Raw genomic sequence first — 14,102 nt, forward strand, 5'->3', positions numbered from 1 at the left:
ACAGACACACGACGTGTGGGAGCCCTGGATGCCCCGGATGCGGACAGCCCGACTGCGGACCGTGCACCCCGTCCTCTGGGCCGGCTGGGCCGCGCTCGCCGGCGGCGCGGTGCTGTGCGTGGTCGGTTGGTACGGCATCTCGGGTGAGCGCTTCGCCGAGCGGCAGCTCCCCTACCTGGCCTCCTGCACGGTCCCCGGCGCCGCGCTGATCATCGCGGGCGCGGTGCTCCTCGCCCACGGCCGGAACGCCCTGGCCGCCACGCGGGTCGAGGAGCTGTACGGCCTCCTGGTGGCCCCCGAGCCCGCCGACGCCGACAGGTCCGGGCAGCCGACGGACCTCCCCCTCGCCACCAGCGGCAGGCTGCTGATGGTGCCCGGCGGCACCCTCTGGCACCGCGCGGACTGCCCGCTGGTGGCCGGCAAGGCGGAGGCGGTGCCGGTGGACTCCCGGGTGCTGGCGAGCGGCGAACTGCGGCCGTGCCCGATCTGTGAAGCACCCTCCGGAAGTGACTCGGCCGAGCCCGCGGAGGGCTGATGGCGTCGCTGACGTACGACCTCACGCTGGCCGGGCTCTCGGTCGGCAGCGCGGCTGCCCTGACCGGAATCGGCCTGATCGTGACGTACCGGGCGACCGGCGTGCTCAACTTCGCGCACGGGGCGATCGCGATGGTGTGCGCGTATCTGCTGCGCCAGTGCACGGTGGAGTGGGGGTGGCCCCTCTGGCTCGGTGCCCTCGTGACCCTGCTGCTGGTCGCCCCCGCCATCGGCCTGGCCCTGGAACGCTTCGTCTTCCGCCCGCCGGCCGTGCTCGGCGGCGACCCGGCGCAGACCCTGGTCGCCTCGATCGGCGTCTTCGTCCTCCTCGTCGGCGGGGCCGCGCTGCTGTGGGGCCAGGGGGCGCGGGACGACGCGCCGACGCTCGTGCCGGGCGACCCGTGGGGCCAGCTGACGGTGGCCCTCGCCGTCGCGGCGGCCGTGGGCGCGGTCACGCACCGGACGCGCTTCGGCCGGGAACTCCGCGCCGTCGTGGACGACCGTTCCCTCGCCGTCCTCGGCGGCATCGACGCGGACCGGGTCGCCGCCACGGGCTGGGCGTTCGGCTCCTTCACGGCGGGCCTCACGGGCGTCCTGCTGGCCCCCTACGTACGCCTCGACCCGTACGGCATGCCGCTCCTGGTCATGGAGGTGGTCGCCGTGGCGGTCGCCGCCCGGATGCGCAGCCTCCCGGTGGCCGTGGTGGTCGCGCTGGGCATCGGGATCGCCCAGAGCCAGCTGACCCGGTTCCACCCGTCGGGCTGGGCGGAGCCGCTGCTCCAGGCCGTGGGCGCCAACCTCTTCGTCGTGGCCCTCCTGATCGCGGCCCTCGTCCTGCCGGGCGTGGGCACCCGCGACGCGCTGCCCCGCACGGCGACCGCACGGGTCGACACCCCCGCCGGCGCGTGGATCGTGGCGCTCCTGCTCTTCCTGATCCCGCTGGGCTTCGCGGGCCAGGACCTGCACACGGCCGTCCAGGTGCCGGCGCTGGGCGTGATCCTGCTCTCCCTGGTGGTGGTGACGGGCCGGGGCGGCCAGATCTCCCTGGGGCAGGCGGCGTACGCGGGCCTCGGCGCGCTCTTCACGGCACTCCTGACAGCCGGCCGCTTCCCCTTCCTCCCCGACCTCCCCGAACTCACCGCCCTCCTGGTGGCCGTGCTCCTGGTGGCCCCCCTCGGCCTGCTGACCGGCTGGCCCGCCATCAGCCGCCACGGTCTGGCGCTGGCCCTCGCCACGTTCGCCGTGGGCATCGGCGTGAGCCGCTTCGTCTTCGCCCAGCCGTACGCGACCTCGGGCCTCACCCTCACCCGCCCCCCGGGCTTCGAGGGCGACCGCGCGTACTACGTCCTGGAGTTGGGTCTGCTCTCCTCGGCCCTGCTGGCCACCCACGCCCTGCGCCGGGGCCGCACCGGCCGGGCCCTCGCCGCCATGCGGGACCACGAGTCGGGGGCGTCGGCGGCCGGCGTACGCGTCCCGTCGCTGAAGCTGGCGGCGTTCGTGACGGGTGCCGCCCTCGCCGCCCTCGGCGGCGGCATGCTCGCCATGGGCGTCCGCGCCTTCGACCCCGCCGCCTACGACCCCGTCCGCGGCCTCCTCTGGTTCGCCGCGATCGTCGTCCTGGGCGCCGACAGCACACTCGGCGCCCTCGCGGCGGCCGCCCTGCTGGTCGGCCTGGACGCCGGCACCAAGGGCGGCGTGGCCGCCGCGGTCATCGGCGTCCTGGCACTCCTGGTGGGCCGCTTCCCCGGCGGGCCCTACGAGGCGGTACGGGCGGGGGTTCTACGACTACGGCAGACCGCCGAACACCGAGGTGAGCTGAGCCCCGCCGGGGTACGGGCTCGGGAGCGGGTACGCGCGGGCACGCCGGTCGGGGCGGCCCGACAGCTGCCGAGCGCCCTGAGCGGGGTCACGGCGCCGACGACCGACTCGACAGGCAACCTGACATCGCCGAACGACTCGGAGCCGGGTGGGGCGAAGGCTGGTGGGGCGAAGCCGGGCAAGATGGAGCCCGGTGACGCGGAGTCCGGTGGGACGGAGCCGGGCACGGCGAAGCCCATTGACGCGAAGCCCCATGACGCGAAGCCCGGTGGGGCCAGGCCGGGCAAGGCGAAGCCCAGTGACACCGAATCCGGCGGGACGAAGTCCGGTGGAACGGAGCCTGGTGGGACGAAGCCGGGCAAGGCGAAGCCCGGTGACGCTAAGCCCCGTGCCGCGCAGTCCGGTGGCACGCAACCCGGCGTACACGGCAGGGAGTTGTCCGGCACGTCGGAGCAGCACCCGCCGGCTCCGGCTCCTGCCCCTGCCCCTGCCCCTGCCCCTGCCCCTGCCCCTGCCCCCAACGCTCCCGCCGGGCACCGACTCGAAGTCGACCCCACCTTCCCCTCACGGCCTGCCCCCGTACCCACCCCGGCTGACAGCAGCCGGCGCTCCCCGTCTCCCTCCCCCTCCCTCCGAGCCCGACGCCTCCAGCTCCGCTACGGCGAGTTCACGGCCCTCGACGGCGTGGACCTCGACGTCCTCCCCGGCCGCGTCAGCGCCGTCGTGGGCCCCAACGGGGCCGGAAAGAGCACCCTTTTCCACTGTCTCGCCGGTACGCTGCGGCCCGGTGCCGGCCAGGTGCGCCTCGGCGGGCGGGACATCACGCGGCTGCCGGCCCACGCCCGCACCCGGCTCGGCATCGCTCGGACGTTCCAACAACTGGCGGTCTTCCCGTCATTGACCGTGGCCGACAACGTACGGGTCGGCGCTGAGCAGGGACGGGTCGCCGATCCCGGAGCCGTGGAGCGGGCGTTGCGGCTGTTCGGGCTGGACGGGCCGGTGCGGACCGCACCGGCGGCCGGGCTGCCGACCGGGACGCTGCGGCGGGTCGAGCTGGCGCGGGCGCTCGCCGGGAGCCCCCGCGTGCTGCTGCTCGACGAACCCGCCGCCGGCCTCGACACGGCCGAGGTGACTGCCCTCACCCGCGTGCTGCGCGCCCTGGCCGACGACGGCATGGCCCTGCTGGTCGTCGAGCACGACCTCGACCTCGTCGTGGACCTCGCGGACGTCGTGCACGTCATGACGGCGGGCCGGATCGTCACCTCCGGCCCCGCCGACCACGTCCTCCGTTCACGGGGCACGCTCCACCCGTTCGACCCGGCGGCCGAACGATGACCCTCATCTCCCTCCGCCACGCCCGCGTCCGCTACGGCCCCCTGGAAGCCCTGCACGGCCTCACCCTCGCCGCCCCGGGCCCCGGCCTCACCGTGCTGCTCGGCCGCAACGGCTCCGGTCGTACGACCGCCCTGGGTGCCCTCGCCGGCACGGTCCCGCTCTCCGGCGGTGCCGTGATGTGGGACGGGGCCGACGTCACCCGGACGCCCGCGCACGAGCGCGCCCGGCGGGGCCTCGTCCTCGTGCCGGAACGGCGGGCCGTCTTCGGCTCGCTCACCGTGCGCGAGAACCTCGAACTCGCCGCGCCGGACCTCTCGTACGCCCTGCACGCCTATCCGTGGCTCGAACCCCTGCTCCCCCGCCGCGCCGGCACCCTCTCCGGTGGTGAGCAGCGCATGCTCGCCCTCGCTCGTGCCCTGTCGGCCCACGCGCGTGTCGTCCTCGTCGACGAACCCACCCAGGGCATGTCACCCGCGGTCGCGGCCCGCACGTACGAGCTGCTGAGCGGCCTCGACGCCTGCGTGGTCGTGGCCGAACAGCGTCTGCCGCCGGGTCTGCGCGACGCTCGGGGCGTCTTCGTGTACGAACTCTGGCGCGGCGCACTGGCGTTCGGCGGCGAGGCGGCCGAACTCACCTGAGCCGACATGGGCTTTCGCCGTCCTGCATGGCTTTCGCCGTCCTGCTGTATGGCTTTCATCGTCCCGTGTGGGCTTTCGCCGCCCGAGGAGACACGGGTCCCACCCGGTGGATGTGCCGGGTGGGACTTCGGTGTCCGGAGCTCGGAAAGAGCGGTCCCGTCAGAGGTCGAGTCGCTGGCCGGGCACGATCAAGTGGGGATCGCCGCCGATGACGGCCTTGTTGGCGGCGTAGACCTGCCGCCAGGTGGTCCCCTGCCGGGCCGCGATGGCGCTCAGCGTGTCGCCCTGCCGGACGGTGTAGTCGCCGCGGGACGCGCTGCGGTCCGGGTGGCCGGCCGGGCGCGACGGCGTCTTCGGCGGGGCCGACCTGGCGGACTTCCCGGTCCCGGCGGGTTTGGCCGGCTTGGTGGACTTGGTGGACTTGGTGGCGGACGAGCCGTCGGAGGGCGCCACGGGCGCGCTGCCGGACGCTCCGGCGCGGCCGGCGCAGGTGGGCCACGCTCCCCAGCCCTGGGCGCGCTGGACCTTCGCGGCGATCGCGATCTGCTGGTGCTTGGAGGCCTTGTCGGCGGTGGCCGCGTAGGCGGTGCCGCCGTAGGCGCGCCAGGTGGAGGCGGAGAACTGGAGGCCGCCGTAGTAGCCGTTTCCGGTGTTGATGTGCCAGTTGCCGCCGCTCTCGCACTTGGCGATGCGGTCCCACACTCCGCTGTCGGCCGCCGAGGCGCTGCCGGTGACGGCCAGGAGTCCGAGCGGGGCGAGCAGTGCCGCCCCGGCGAGGACCGCCGTCGTGCGCGTCCTGCGAGCGTCCTGTGTCCTGGCGACGTCCCGCTCAGCGGCGCTCCGCGTCCTGCGCGTGTTCTCGCGAGTGTTGTCGGCACATGCGGACATGTATTTCCCTCTCCAAGGACCCGGGGTCCCCCAAGGCGGGGCGCGACGCGCGTCGCACAGGACGCGGTGACGCGCTCAGCCCCGTCCGCCGACGGTGGTGCTGCTCCGGACTGACTGTGGAGCGGCCGGCGGACGTACCCGAGCGGTGCTCGTTGCACACGGCCGGGAATGTATGGAGGTTGACGGGTTGTCAGCAAGCGATCGCTTGTCATACGAGGCCAGTTCGCCGTTACCGCAGGTAGCGACCAATTCCGGACACCCACTTCATTCCCTGATTTCCTGATATGTCGGCCACGTGCATCGACGATCTGTGACCCACTTCACCGCCCCAACTTCGCCGGACCCTCGGGAAGTTGGCGCGGAGTAACCGATTCCGCCCAGGGATTCACCCTGCGCTCCGGTTGGTTCGATTCCGTTCGTCTTCGGGCGTGACTCCGGCCACAGATCACCCGTTGTCTTCTTCATGAGCCGGAACCTCCGTGCTCATGGGCCGGACGTCACCCGGCACCGACACGCACCGCATCCCGAGGAGCCACCCGTGCCGCGCATGCTCGAGGTCAGCGACGAGGTACGCGCCGAGATCGGCGACGAAGAAGCCGACCGGCTGCTCGCCGGAGAGAACGCCCCCGGCGGCTACGACTGCACGTCGTGCCGCACCCCCGGCGACTCCGAGCAGGAGCGCACCAGCACCGTCCTCTTCGTCGGCGACGAGACGGCCGTGCTCGCGTTCGCCCACGCCACCTGTCTGCCCTCCCAGGTCGTCCAGGTCACCGAGGAGCAGTTGCGGGGCGCCGCCCGTTCCATCGCCGGGGACAGCCCGGCCCAGGCCGCGCCCGAGCAGGCCGTGCTCGGCGTCACCAGCGGACTGATCCTGCTCAGCGGGGAGTTGCACCCGGCGCTGGTCGTGGAGCCGACCGCCCCCATCGCGCGCCCGGGCACCACCGGCGTGGGCGACGACTTCCTGCCCCTGCTCATCGAGCAGGGCTTCATGCCGCTCCCCCAGATCGACTCCGTACCGCCCGTGCTGCACGGCTGGTCCGTCCTGCTCGCCATGGGGCAGCTGCACGCCATCCTGCAGCCGGGCGCCTCCGGTGGTTCACCGGTCGCGTGGTGGCAGGCCCATCAGGCGCTGCAGGTCGCCGACCCGTGGCGGGCGGCCGCGAACAAACATCAGCAGGTGCTGATGTTCGCGGCGCCGGTGGGATCGATCGGCCGGCAACCGCGGGAGGATCTGCTGCGGGACGCGCTCGACAGGGCCGCGGCGAACGGGAAGTTGGTGGCCGCCACCCTGCCGCTGGCCGGCACCTGATCGCTCCCTCGGAGAGCCGCCGTGACAACCCGCCGTAGCGACGCGGCTGGTCAGGTGGGCGCGGGCCTCGTGGGGCCTGTCGCGCGGTTCCCCGCGCCCCTCCGGGGCACGATCCCTCCCCGGAGGCTGAATGGTTGAGGGAGCGCATCCCTTCCGGGGCGGGGTCGTTGGCACAGACGTGCACGCATATGACGTTCCCCGCCGCCAGTCCTATCAGTCGATCCCGTCCATGCGGCCGGCTCAGGATCCTTCGGGCGGCCCATCGGCCACACCCATCTACGACATGCTCTACGCGGAGTGGGTCAGGACCTATCGGTCCCTGCCGGGTGACCGGCACGGTGAGGAGGATCTGGGGTTCACCGGTTTCGGGAACCTCCCGCACGGCTCGGGCTCACAGCGCGGTACGGGCTCGTACAACTCCGGCTCGTACGGCGCCCGGCACGCGGCGGGGCACCTCGCCACCCAGCTCGAGACCCAGCCCGGTCACACGGCCACGACGACGGCCGTGTGGCAGCCGGTGGGGCGGATTCCCACCGGCCACACGGGGATGCACCACATCCCGTCCCCCCTGCCCCCGAACCCGCGCCGGGGTCTCTGACCACGAAGAGACTCGAAGCGGCGCGCAGGGACACATGAGGAGGGCGGCTGCCCGAGGTCACCGGACCTTCGGGGAGCCGCCCTCCTCATGCGCGTGTACCGCCGTCTCCGCCGCTACTTCTTCTTGCCGCGCTTCTCGCGCACCCGCACCGAGATGTGGATCGGGGTGCCCTCGAAGCCGAACTCCTCGCGCAGCCGGCGCTCGATGAAGCGGCGGTAGCCCGCCTCGATGAAGCCGGAGGCGAAGAGGACGAAACGCGGGGGCTTGGTGCCGGCCTGGGTGCCGAAGAGGATGCGGGGCTGCTTGCCGCCCCGGATCGGGTGCGGGTGGGCGGCGACCAGCTCGCCGAGGAAGGCGTTCAGGCGGCCCGTCGGGACGCGGGTCTCCCAGCCGGCGAGGGCCGTCTCGATCGCGGGGACCAGCTTCTCCATGTGCCGGCCGGTGCGCGCCGAGACGTTGACCCGGGGCGCCCAGGCGACCTGGCCGAACTCGGTCTCGATCTCCCGCTCCAGGTAGTAGCGGCGCTCCTCGTCGAGGGTGTCCCACTTGTTGTAGGCGATGACCAGCGCGCGGCCCGCGTCGACGGCCATGGTCACGATGCGCTGGTCCTGGACCGAGATGGACTCCGAGGCGTCGATGAGGATGACGGCCACCTCCGCCTTCTCGACGGCGGCGGCGGTGCGCAGCGAGGCGTAGTAGTCGGCGCCCTGCTGGAGGTGGACGCGCTTGCGGATGCCCGCCGTGTCGACGAACTTCCAGGTGACACCGCCGAGTTCGATCAGCTCGTCGACCGGGTCACGGGTGGTGCCCGCGATCTCGTTGACGACGACGCGATCCTCGTTCGCCACCTTGTTGAGGAGGGAGGACTTGCCGACGTTCGGGCGGCCGATCAGGGCGATGCGGCGGGGGCCGCCGACGGCCGTGCCGAAGCTCTGCTCGGGCGCCTCCGGCAGGGCCTCCAGGACGGCGTCCAGCATGTCGCCGGTGCCACGGCCGTGCAGCGAGGAGACCGGGTGCGGCTCGCCGATGCCGAGGGACCACAGGGCGGTGGCGTCGGCCTCGCCGCTCGGGCCGTCGACCTTGTTGGCGCACAGCACCACGGGCTTGTTGGCCTTGCGGAGCAACCGGACGACGGCCTCGTCGGTGTCGGTGACGCCGACCTTGGCGTCGACGACGAACACGACCGCGTCGGCGGCGTCGATGGCGTACTCGGCCTGGGCGGCGACGGAGGCGTCGATGCCGAGGACGTCCTGCTCCCAGCCGCCGGTGTCGACGAGCTTGAAGCGGCGGCCCGCCCACTCGGCCTCGTAGGTGACGCGGTCACGGGTGACGCCGGGCTTGTCCTCGACGACCGCCTCGCGGCGGCCGATGATGCGGTTCACGAGGGTCGACTTGCCGACGTTCGGGCGGCCCACGACGGCGAGAACGGGCAGCGGGCCGTGGCCCGCCTCCTCGATCGCGCCCTCGACGGCCTCGATGTCGAAGCCCTCTTCCGCGGCGAGCTCCATGAACTCCGCGTACTCGGCGTCGCCAAGCTCTCCGTGCTCGTGCTCGGAGGGAAACTGGTCGTTCATGAAGTCCGTACCTCGTAGTTCATCGTGGTGATCGGTGGGTCACCCGGCCTGTCGGCAGGTTGCCCCACTACTGAGTGTCGCCCAGCGCCCGATCGGACGCCCGGCGTTTTACCGGCGGCCGGTGAGCCGCCGGGCATGATCCAAGTGCGCGTTGAGCTGCTTCTGGATGCGCACGGTCGCCTCGTCGAGCGCCTTGCGCGTACGCCGTCCGCTGCCGTCGCCCGCCTCGAACGGGTCGCCGAAGACGACGTCGACGCGGGAGCGCAGCGGGGGCAGCCCCTTTATCAACCGTCCGCGCCGCTCCGTGCTTCCCAGTACGGCGACCGGAACGATCGGCGCTGCGCCGCGCACGGCGAAATAGGAGAGCCCGGCGCGCAGTGAGGCGAAGTCCCCCTCGCCCCGGGTGCCCTCCGGGAAGATGCCCAGCACACCGCCGCCTGCCAGGACGGCGAGCGCCTGGGTGATGGCGGTGCGGTCGACGGTCGAACGGTCCACCTTCACCTGCCCGATGCCGAGCAGGAACGGGTCGAGGGGACCGATGAACGCCTCCTTCTTGATCAGGAAGTGCGTCGGGCGGGGTGCCACACCCATGACCATCGGGCCGTCGATGTTGTGGGAGTGGTTGACTGCGAGGATCACCGGACCGGCCACGGGGACCCGCCAGGCACCCAGCACGCGCGGCTTCCACAGCCCGTACATCAGGCCGACGCCGATGCGCCGGCCGACCTCGGCACCGCGCAGCGAAGGAGCCTCGGCCGAAGGTGTCCCCGCCGAGGGCGTCCGTCCCGCTGAGGCCTCGCTCACTTCCCCGCCCGCTTCTCCTCGACGAGGGTGACCACGCACTCGATGACCTGCTGGAGGGTGAGGTCCGAGGTGTCCACCTCGACCGCGTCGTCCGCCTTGGCGAGCGGGGAGGTCTTGCGGCTGGAGTCGGCCGCGTCCCGCTTGAGGAGCGCCTCGCGGGTCGTGTGGACGTCGGCGCCCTTCAGCTCGCCGCTGCGGCGGGCGGCGCGGGCCTCCGGGGAGGCGGTGAGGAAGATCTTCAGGTCGGCGTCCGGCAGTACGGTCGTGCCGATGTCCCGGCCCTCGACGACGATGCCGTCCTCGGCGCCCGACGCGATGGAACGCTGCAGCTCGGTGATCCGGGCCCGCACCTCCGGTACGGCGCTCACCGCGCTGACCTTGGAGGTGACCTCCTGGGTACGGATCGGCCCGGCGACGTCCGTGCCGTCGACGGTGATGGTCGGCCCGGACGGATCGGTGCCCGACACGATCTCCGGCTTGCCGGCCACGGCGGCGATCGCCGTGGGGTCCTCTATGTCGATGCCGTTGTTGACCATCCACCACGTGATCGCACGGTACTGGGCGCCCGTGTCCAGGTAGCTCAGCCCGAGCTGCGCGGCCACGGCCTTCGAGGTGCTCGACTTGCCCGTGCCGGAGGGGCCGTCGATGGCAACGATCACTGTGGCGCGTTCCACTGGGGAGCACCTTTCCTGGTCCGAGGTGGTGGGGCGAGACGGAAGACGCCCCGCACAAGGGTACTGGGTGCGCGTGGCCCGCCCGGCCGCCCCTCCAGCCGCCCGGCCCCACCTCTCCAGCCCGTCCGGCGTTTGAGGAGAGGCCGTTCAGGCCGAAGCGGGGACCAGGGGGCGCAGCCCCCGGCGGGGTCCCGGCGGGGTCCCGGCGGGGTCCCGGGGCGGAGCCCCGGGGATGGGACGGGTGGGGGCGGCGGGGGCGAGAAAACCACGACGGCCCCCACACCCCCGATACCGCGCACCCGCCCCTTCCCGCCCCCTACTGCCGAATCGCCCAGCCCCGCTCCCGCAACGCCCCCGTCAACACCACCGCCGCCTTCGGCTCCACCAACAGCTGCACCAAGCCGGCCTGCTGCCCGGTGGCGTGCTCGATGCGCACGTCCTCGATGTTGATCCCGGCGGCCCCCGCGTCGGCGAAGATACGGGCCAGCTGGCCCGGCTGGTCGTCGATCAACACCGCCACCACCTCGTAAGCCCGCGGAGCGGACCCGTGCTTGCCGGGGACCCGGACCTGACCGGCATTGCCCCGGCGCAGGACGTCCTCGATGCCGGTGACGCCCTCGCGCCGCTTGGCCTCGTCGGAGGCCTGGAGGGCGCGCAGGGCCTGCACGGTCTCGTCGAGGTCGGCCGAGACGTCGGTGAGGAGGTCGGCGACCGGGCCGGGGTTGGCGGAGAGGATGTCGATCCACATGCGCGGGTCGGAGGCCGCGATCCGGGTCACGTCCCGGATGCCCTGCCCGCACAGCCGTACGGCCGACTCCTCCGCGTGCTCCAGCCGCGCGGCGACGAGGCTGGACACGAGGTGGGGCATGTGCGAGACCAGGGCGACGGCCCGGTCGTGGGCGTCCGCGTCCATGACCACCGGGACCGCCCGGCAGTGCGAGACCAGCTCCAGCGCCAGGTTCAGGACCTCCGTGTCGGTGTCCCGGGTCGGGGTGAGCACCCAGGGCCGGCCCTCGAAGAGGTCACCGGTGGCGGCCAGCGGGCCGGACTTCTCACGGCCCGACATGGGATGCGAGCCGATGTAGGCGGAGAGGTCGAGGCCCAGCTCCTCCAGCTCCCGGCGCGGGCCGCCCTTGACGGAGGCCACGTCCAGGTAGCCGCGCGCGAGGCCCCGGCGCATGGCGTCGGCGAGGGTCACGGCCACGTGCGCGGGCGGGGCCGCGACGATCGCGAGGTCCACCGGGCCCTCGGGCGCCTCGTCGGTGCCGGCGCCGAGCGCGGCGGCCGTACGGGCCTGCTCGGGGTCGTGGTCGGTGAGGTGGACGGTGACCCCGCGCTGGGCCAGGGCGAGGGCGGCGGAGGTGCCGATCAGCCCGGTGCCGATGACGAGTGCCGTTCTCACTGGGCGATGTCCTTGCGGAGTGCGGCGGCGGTGCCCAGGTAGACGTGCGCGATCTCGGAGCGTGGCCGGTCGGACTCGATGTGCGCGAGGATCCGTACGACCTTGGGCATGGCGCCCTCGATGTCCAGCTCCTGCGCGCAGATCAGCGGTACGTCGACGATGCCGAGCTTGCGGGCCGCGGCGGCCGGGAAGTCGCTGTGCAGGTCGGGCGTGGCCGTGAACCAGATGCTGATCAGGTCGTCCGGAGTGAGCCCGTTGCGCTCCAGGACCGCGGTGAGCAGCTCGCCCACCTGCTCGTCCATGTGCCCCGCCTCGTCCCGCTCGAGTTGGACGGCGCCCCGGACCGCTCGTACCGCCACGGCTCTGCTCCTCGCTGATGTACATCCCGGCTCTCTGTACAACCAGCCTAGTCAGCCCGCCCCGGGCCGGTGCGCGGCGCCCGCCTGCCGAGACGGCCGGCCCGGGAGGCGTCCCCGGTGGCGGATCACCGTCGCAGATCATGACAAGGTCACGCGAACGTCACTGTCCCGCCACTTGGGGCGAAACACCTCCGTACGCCCCTGGACGCCGTCCCCTGCGTCCGCTTGCATGGGGAGGCCGTCCCCTGCGTCCGCTCGCATGGGGAGGCCGTCCGCGCCACGCCTCGGGGGAGGCTCGTATGAAGCGCTCCGGACCACTTCTCACCCTTCTCGGCGGGCTGGTGCTGGCCCTGGTCCTGCTGTCGCTCAACGCGACGACCGGGACTCGTGCCACCTCGTCCTCCACCACGAACGACCCACCGCCCTCCTCGGCGCCACCGAGCCCGTCGCCGACGAAGACCTCGAAGTCGCCGAGCCCGACACCCACCCCGCCGCCGGACGCCGACTACGCGGGCCGTACCGACGACGACTCCGCCGCGATCGCCGTGACGCTGCGCGACGGCAAGGCGGTCGCCTACTTCTGCGACGGACGTGACAAGGAGTCGTGGCTCAAGGGCGACGTCGCGGACGACGGCGGCATGAAGCTGACGAGCAAGGACGGCGCCGAGCTGAACGGCACGCTGAAGGGCGGGAGCGTCAGCGGCACGGTCGACGTCGGCGGTCAGGAGTACGGCTTCACCGCGGACCGTACGGTCAAGCCCTCGGGGCTGTACCGCGCAACGGCCAACGTACGCGGGGCCGAGGTCGACGGCGGCTGGATCGTGCTCCCGGGCGGCCGCCAGGTCGGCATCCTCACACGCGACGGCAAGCCCTCGACGGCCCCGGAGATCGACCCCGGGACCGGAGCGGTGACGGTGGACGGCGAGAGGCTCACGGCCCGCCCCGTCACCCCGTGACCGTCCCCGCGTCCGCGTCCGCGTCCACAAAGCCCCAGAGCCCCAGAGCCCGCAACGTCCGCGCCCGCAAGATCCGCAAGATCCGCAAGATCCGCAAAGTCCGCAAAGTCCGCAAAGTCCGCAAGCCCATGACTCCCCTCGGAAACCGCTCACGGCAGGGAGCAGTTCATGACCGTCGACCCGAACGCCGCCACCCAGGACTTCCCGTCCCCGCGCCCCACCCCCGCCCGCGCCCCCGGCGGCGCCTCCCGCTATCTGATCCCGGCCCTCGTGGCCTGCGCGGTGGCCGTCGGCCTCGGCGCCTACGGCAAGGTGCACGACCCTGCGGGCACCGTGTTCAACCTCGCGGGCTTCAGCAGTACGGGCGCGGTGAAGTCGTGGCTGGCGACGGTGTCGTTCGGCTTCGCGCTCGTGCAGCTGACGTCGGCGCTGATGCTGTACGGGAAGCTGCCGGGCCCGAGTTGGGCGGGGGCGCTGCACCGCTGGTCGGGGCGGGCGGCCTTCCTGAGCGCGGTGCCGGTGGCCGTGCACTGTCTGTACGCCCTCGGCTTCCAGACCTACGAATCGCGCGTTTTGTGGCACTCCCTCCTGGGTTGCTTCTTCTTTGGCGTTTTCAGTGCAAAGATGCTGCTGCTCCGCTCGGAGCGACTCCCCGGCTGGCTCCTGCCGATCGTCGGCGGTCTCGTGTTCTCCGCTCTCACGGTCGTCTGGCTGACCTCCGCCTTCTGGTTCTTCCGCACGTTCGGAGTGACGACATGACGATGGGTTCCACGCGGCGCACGGTCCTGGCCACCGGCGCGGCGGGCACGGCGGCGCTGCTCATGGGGTGCGGTGAATCCGGCGACGACAACGGCGGCGACACCGCGCAGGAGTCCTCGCCCGAGGACGCCGGCACGGACGGCGGCACGGGCGTCGGCGAGGAACTGGCGAGGACGGCCGACATCCCGGTGGGCGGCGGCAAGATCTTCAAGGATCAGAAGGTCGTCGTGACCCAGCCCGAGGAAGGCGCCTTCAAGGCCTTCTCCGCGGTCTGCACACACCGGGGCTGCATCGTCAGCAGCGTCTCGGACGAGACGATCAACTGCGCCTGCCACGGCAGCCAGTTCAAGATCGCGGACGGTGCGGTGGCACGGGGCCCTGCCACCAAGCCGCTGCCCGCCGAGGAGATCACGGTCGCGGGAAATTCGATTCAGCTGGCCTGAGCCACCCCGTA

General features: G+C 72.7%; 14 protein-coding genes. 8 read left to right on the plus strand and 6 right to left on the minus strand.

What is annotated here, in order from left to right:
* Nucleotides 1-37: 37 nt before the first annotated feature.
* The 3 genes from OG202_RS11365 to OG202_RS11375 are packed head-to-tail and all read left to right on the plus strand — an operon-like array spanning nucleotide 38 to nucleotide 4,325.
* The gene (locus OG202_RS11365) at nucleotides 38-535 is read left to right on the plus strand and encodes a hypothetical protein (protein ID WP_326583833.1); all 498 of its coding nucleotides are present in this window, start codon (nucleotides 38-40) and stop codon (nucleotides 533-535) included.
* Complete coding sequence (locus tag OG202_RS11370) at nucleotides 535-3,687, plus strand: branched-chain amino acid ABC transporter permease/ATP-binding protein (RefSeq protein WP_327730405.1); 3,153 nt, start codon at nucleotides 535-537, stop codon at nucleotides 3,685-3,687. The genes OG202_RS11365 and OG202_RS11370 overlap by 1 nt, the downstream gene beginning before the upstream one ends.
* A complete protein-coding gene (locus tag OG202_RS11375; protein ID WP_326583831.1) occupies nucleotides 3,684-4,325 on the plus strand; it encodes an ABC transporter ATP-binding protein in 642 nt (213 codons plus the stop codon). The genes OG202_RS11370 and OG202_RS11375 overlap by 4 nt, the downstream gene beginning before the upstream one ends.
* 159 nt (nucleotides 4,326-4,484) lie before the next feature.
* Here OG202_RS11375 and OG202_RS11380 read toward each other — a convergent pair whose 3' ends face one another.
* Complete coding sequence (locus OG202_RS11380) at nucleotides 4,485-5,213, minus strand: transglycosylase family protein (RefSeq protein WP_327730404.1); 729 nt, start codon at nucleotides 5,211-5,213, stop codon at nucleotides 4,485-4,487.
* A 538-nt stretch (nucleotides 5,214-5,751) separates the two neighbouring features.
* On the opposite strand from OG202_RS11380, the gene OG202_RS11385 reads away from it, so the two are divergent.
* Nucleotides 5,752-6,522, plus strand: a complete 771-nt coding sequence (locus OG202_RS11385) for a hypothetical protein (protein WP_326583829.1) — start codon at nucleotides 5,752-5,754, stop codon at nucleotides 6,520-6,522.
* A 229-nt stretch (nucleotides 6,523-6,751) separates the two neighbouring features.
* Nucleotides 6,752-7,120, plus strand: coding sequence for a hypothetical protein (locus OG202_RS11390; RefSeq protein ID WP_326583828.1), 369 nt, complete (start codon nucleotides 6,752-6,754; stop codon nucleotides 7,118-7,120).
* A 113-nt stretch (nucleotides 7,121-7,233) separates the two neighbouring features.
* On the opposite strand, the gene der is transcribed toward OG202_RS11390, so the two are convergent.
* From der to aroH, 5 genes are all read right to left on the minus strand, one after another.
* On the minus strand, nucleotides 7,234-8,694 hold the full coding sequence (der, locus tag OG202_RS11395; protein WP_326583827.1) for a ribosome biogenesis GTPase Der: 1,461 nt from the start codon (nucleotides 8,692-8,694) through the stop codon (nucleotides 7,234-7,236).
* Nucleotides 8,695-8,802: 108 nt separating this feature from the next.
* A complete protein-coding gene (locus OG202_RS11400; protein WP_405893130.1) occupies nucleotides 8,803-9,537 on the minus strand; it encodes a lysophospholipid acyltransferase family protein in 735 nt (244 codons plus the stop codon).
* Nucleotides 9,495-10,172 (minus strand): (d)CMP kinase, encoded by a 678-nt coding sequence (cmk, locus tag OG202_RS11405; RefSeq protein WP_327730402.1) that lies wholly within the window; start codon nucleotides 10,170-10,172, stop codon nucleotides 9,495-9,497. Before cmk ends, OG202_RS11400 begins: the two co-directional genes overlap by 43 nt.
* A gap of 316 nt (nucleotides 10,173-10,488) precedes the next feature.
* On the minus strand, nucleotides 10,489-11,574 hold the full coding sequence (locus tag OG202_RS11410; RefSeq protein ID WP_327730401.1) for a prephenate dehydrogenase: 1,086 nt from the start codon (nucleotides 11,572-11,574) through the stop codon (nucleotides 10,489-10,491).
* Nucleotides 11,571-11,933, minus strand: a complete 363-nt coding sequence (gene aroH / locus OG202_RS11415; protein WP_327730400.1) for a chorismate mutase — start codon at nucleotides 11,931-11,933, stop codon at nucleotides 11,571-11,573. The genes OG202_RS11410 and aroH overlap by 4 nt, the downstream gene beginning before the upstream one ends.
* A 299-nt stretch (nucleotides 11,934-12,232) precedes the next feature.
* On the opposite strand from aroH, the gene OG202_RS11420 reads away from it, so the two are divergent.
* The 3 genes from OG202_RS11420 to OG202_RS11430 all read left to right on the plus strand — a co-directional run bounded on the left by OG202_RS11420 (nucleotide 12,233) and on the right by OG202_RS11430 (nucleotide 14,091).
* Nucleotides 12,233-12,889 (plus strand): hypothetical protein, encoded by a 657-nt coding sequence (locus tag OG202_RS11420; RefSeq protein ID WP_328222669.1) that lies wholly within the window; start codon nucleotides 12,233-12,235, stop codon nucleotides 12,887-12,889.
* Between the two features lie 168 nt (nucleotides 12,890-13,057).
* Nucleotides 13,058-13,648 (plus strand): DUF6529 family protein, encoded by a 591-nt coding sequence (locus tag OG202_RS11425; protein WP_326583821.1) that lies wholly within the window; start codon nucleotides 13,058-13,060, stop codon nucleotides 13,646-13,648.
* Nucleotides 13,645-14,091, plus strand: a complete 447-nt coding sequence (locus OG202_RS11430; RefSeq protein WP_326583820.1) for a Rieske (2Fe-2S) protein — start codon at nucleotides 13,645-13,647, stop codon at nucleotides 14,089-14,091. The genes OG202_RS11425 and OG202_RS11430 overlap by 4 nt, the downstream gene beginning before the upstream one ends.
* Nucleotides 14,092-14,102: the final 11 nt, after the last annotated feature.

This window comes from Streptomyces sp. NBC_00310 (genome assembly GCF_036208085.1).
GTDB lineage: Bacteria > Actinomycetota > Actinomycetes > Streptomycetales > Streptomycetaceae > Streptomyces.

Excerpts from the sequence above, each read along its gene's own strand:
- OG202_RS11370 (WP_327730405.1), top strand. The coding sequence starts at position 535 with ATGGCGTCGCTGACGTACGACCTCACGCTGGCCGGGCTCTCGGTCGGC.
- OG202_RS11425 (WP_326583821.1), top strand. The coding sequence starts at position 13,058 with ATGACCGTCGACCCGAACGCCGCCACCCAGGACTTCCCGTCCCCGCGC.
- OG202_RS11420 (WP_328222669.1), top strand. The coding sequence starts at position 12,233 with ATGAAGCGCTCCGGACCACTTCTCACCCTTCTCGGCGGGCTGGTGCTG.
- OG202_RS11380 (WP_327730404.1), bottom strand. The coding sequence starts at position 5,213 with ATGTCCGCATGTGCCGACAACACTCGCGAGAACACGCGCAGGACGCGG.
- OG202_RS11430 (WP_326583820.1), top strand. The coding sequence starts at position 13,645 with ATGACGATGGGTTCCACGCGGCGCACGGTCCTGGCCACCGGCGCGGCG.
- OG202_RS11365 (WP_326583833.1), top strand. The coding sequence starts at position 38 with ATGCGGACAGCCCGACTGCGGACCGTGCACCCCGTCCTCTGGGCCGGC.
- OG202_RS11375 (WP_326583831.1), top strand. The coding sequence starts at position 3,684 with ATGACCCTCATCTCCCTCCGCCACGCCCGCGTCCGCTACGGCCCCCTG.
- der (WP_326583827.1), bottom strand. The coding sequence starts at position 8,694 with ATGAACGACCAGTTTCCCTCCGAGCACGAGCACGGAGAGCTTGGCGAC.
- OG202_RS11390 (WP_326583828.1), top strand. The coding sequence starts at position 6,752 with ATGCGGCCGGCTCAGGATCCTTCGGGCGGCCCATCGGCCACACCCATC.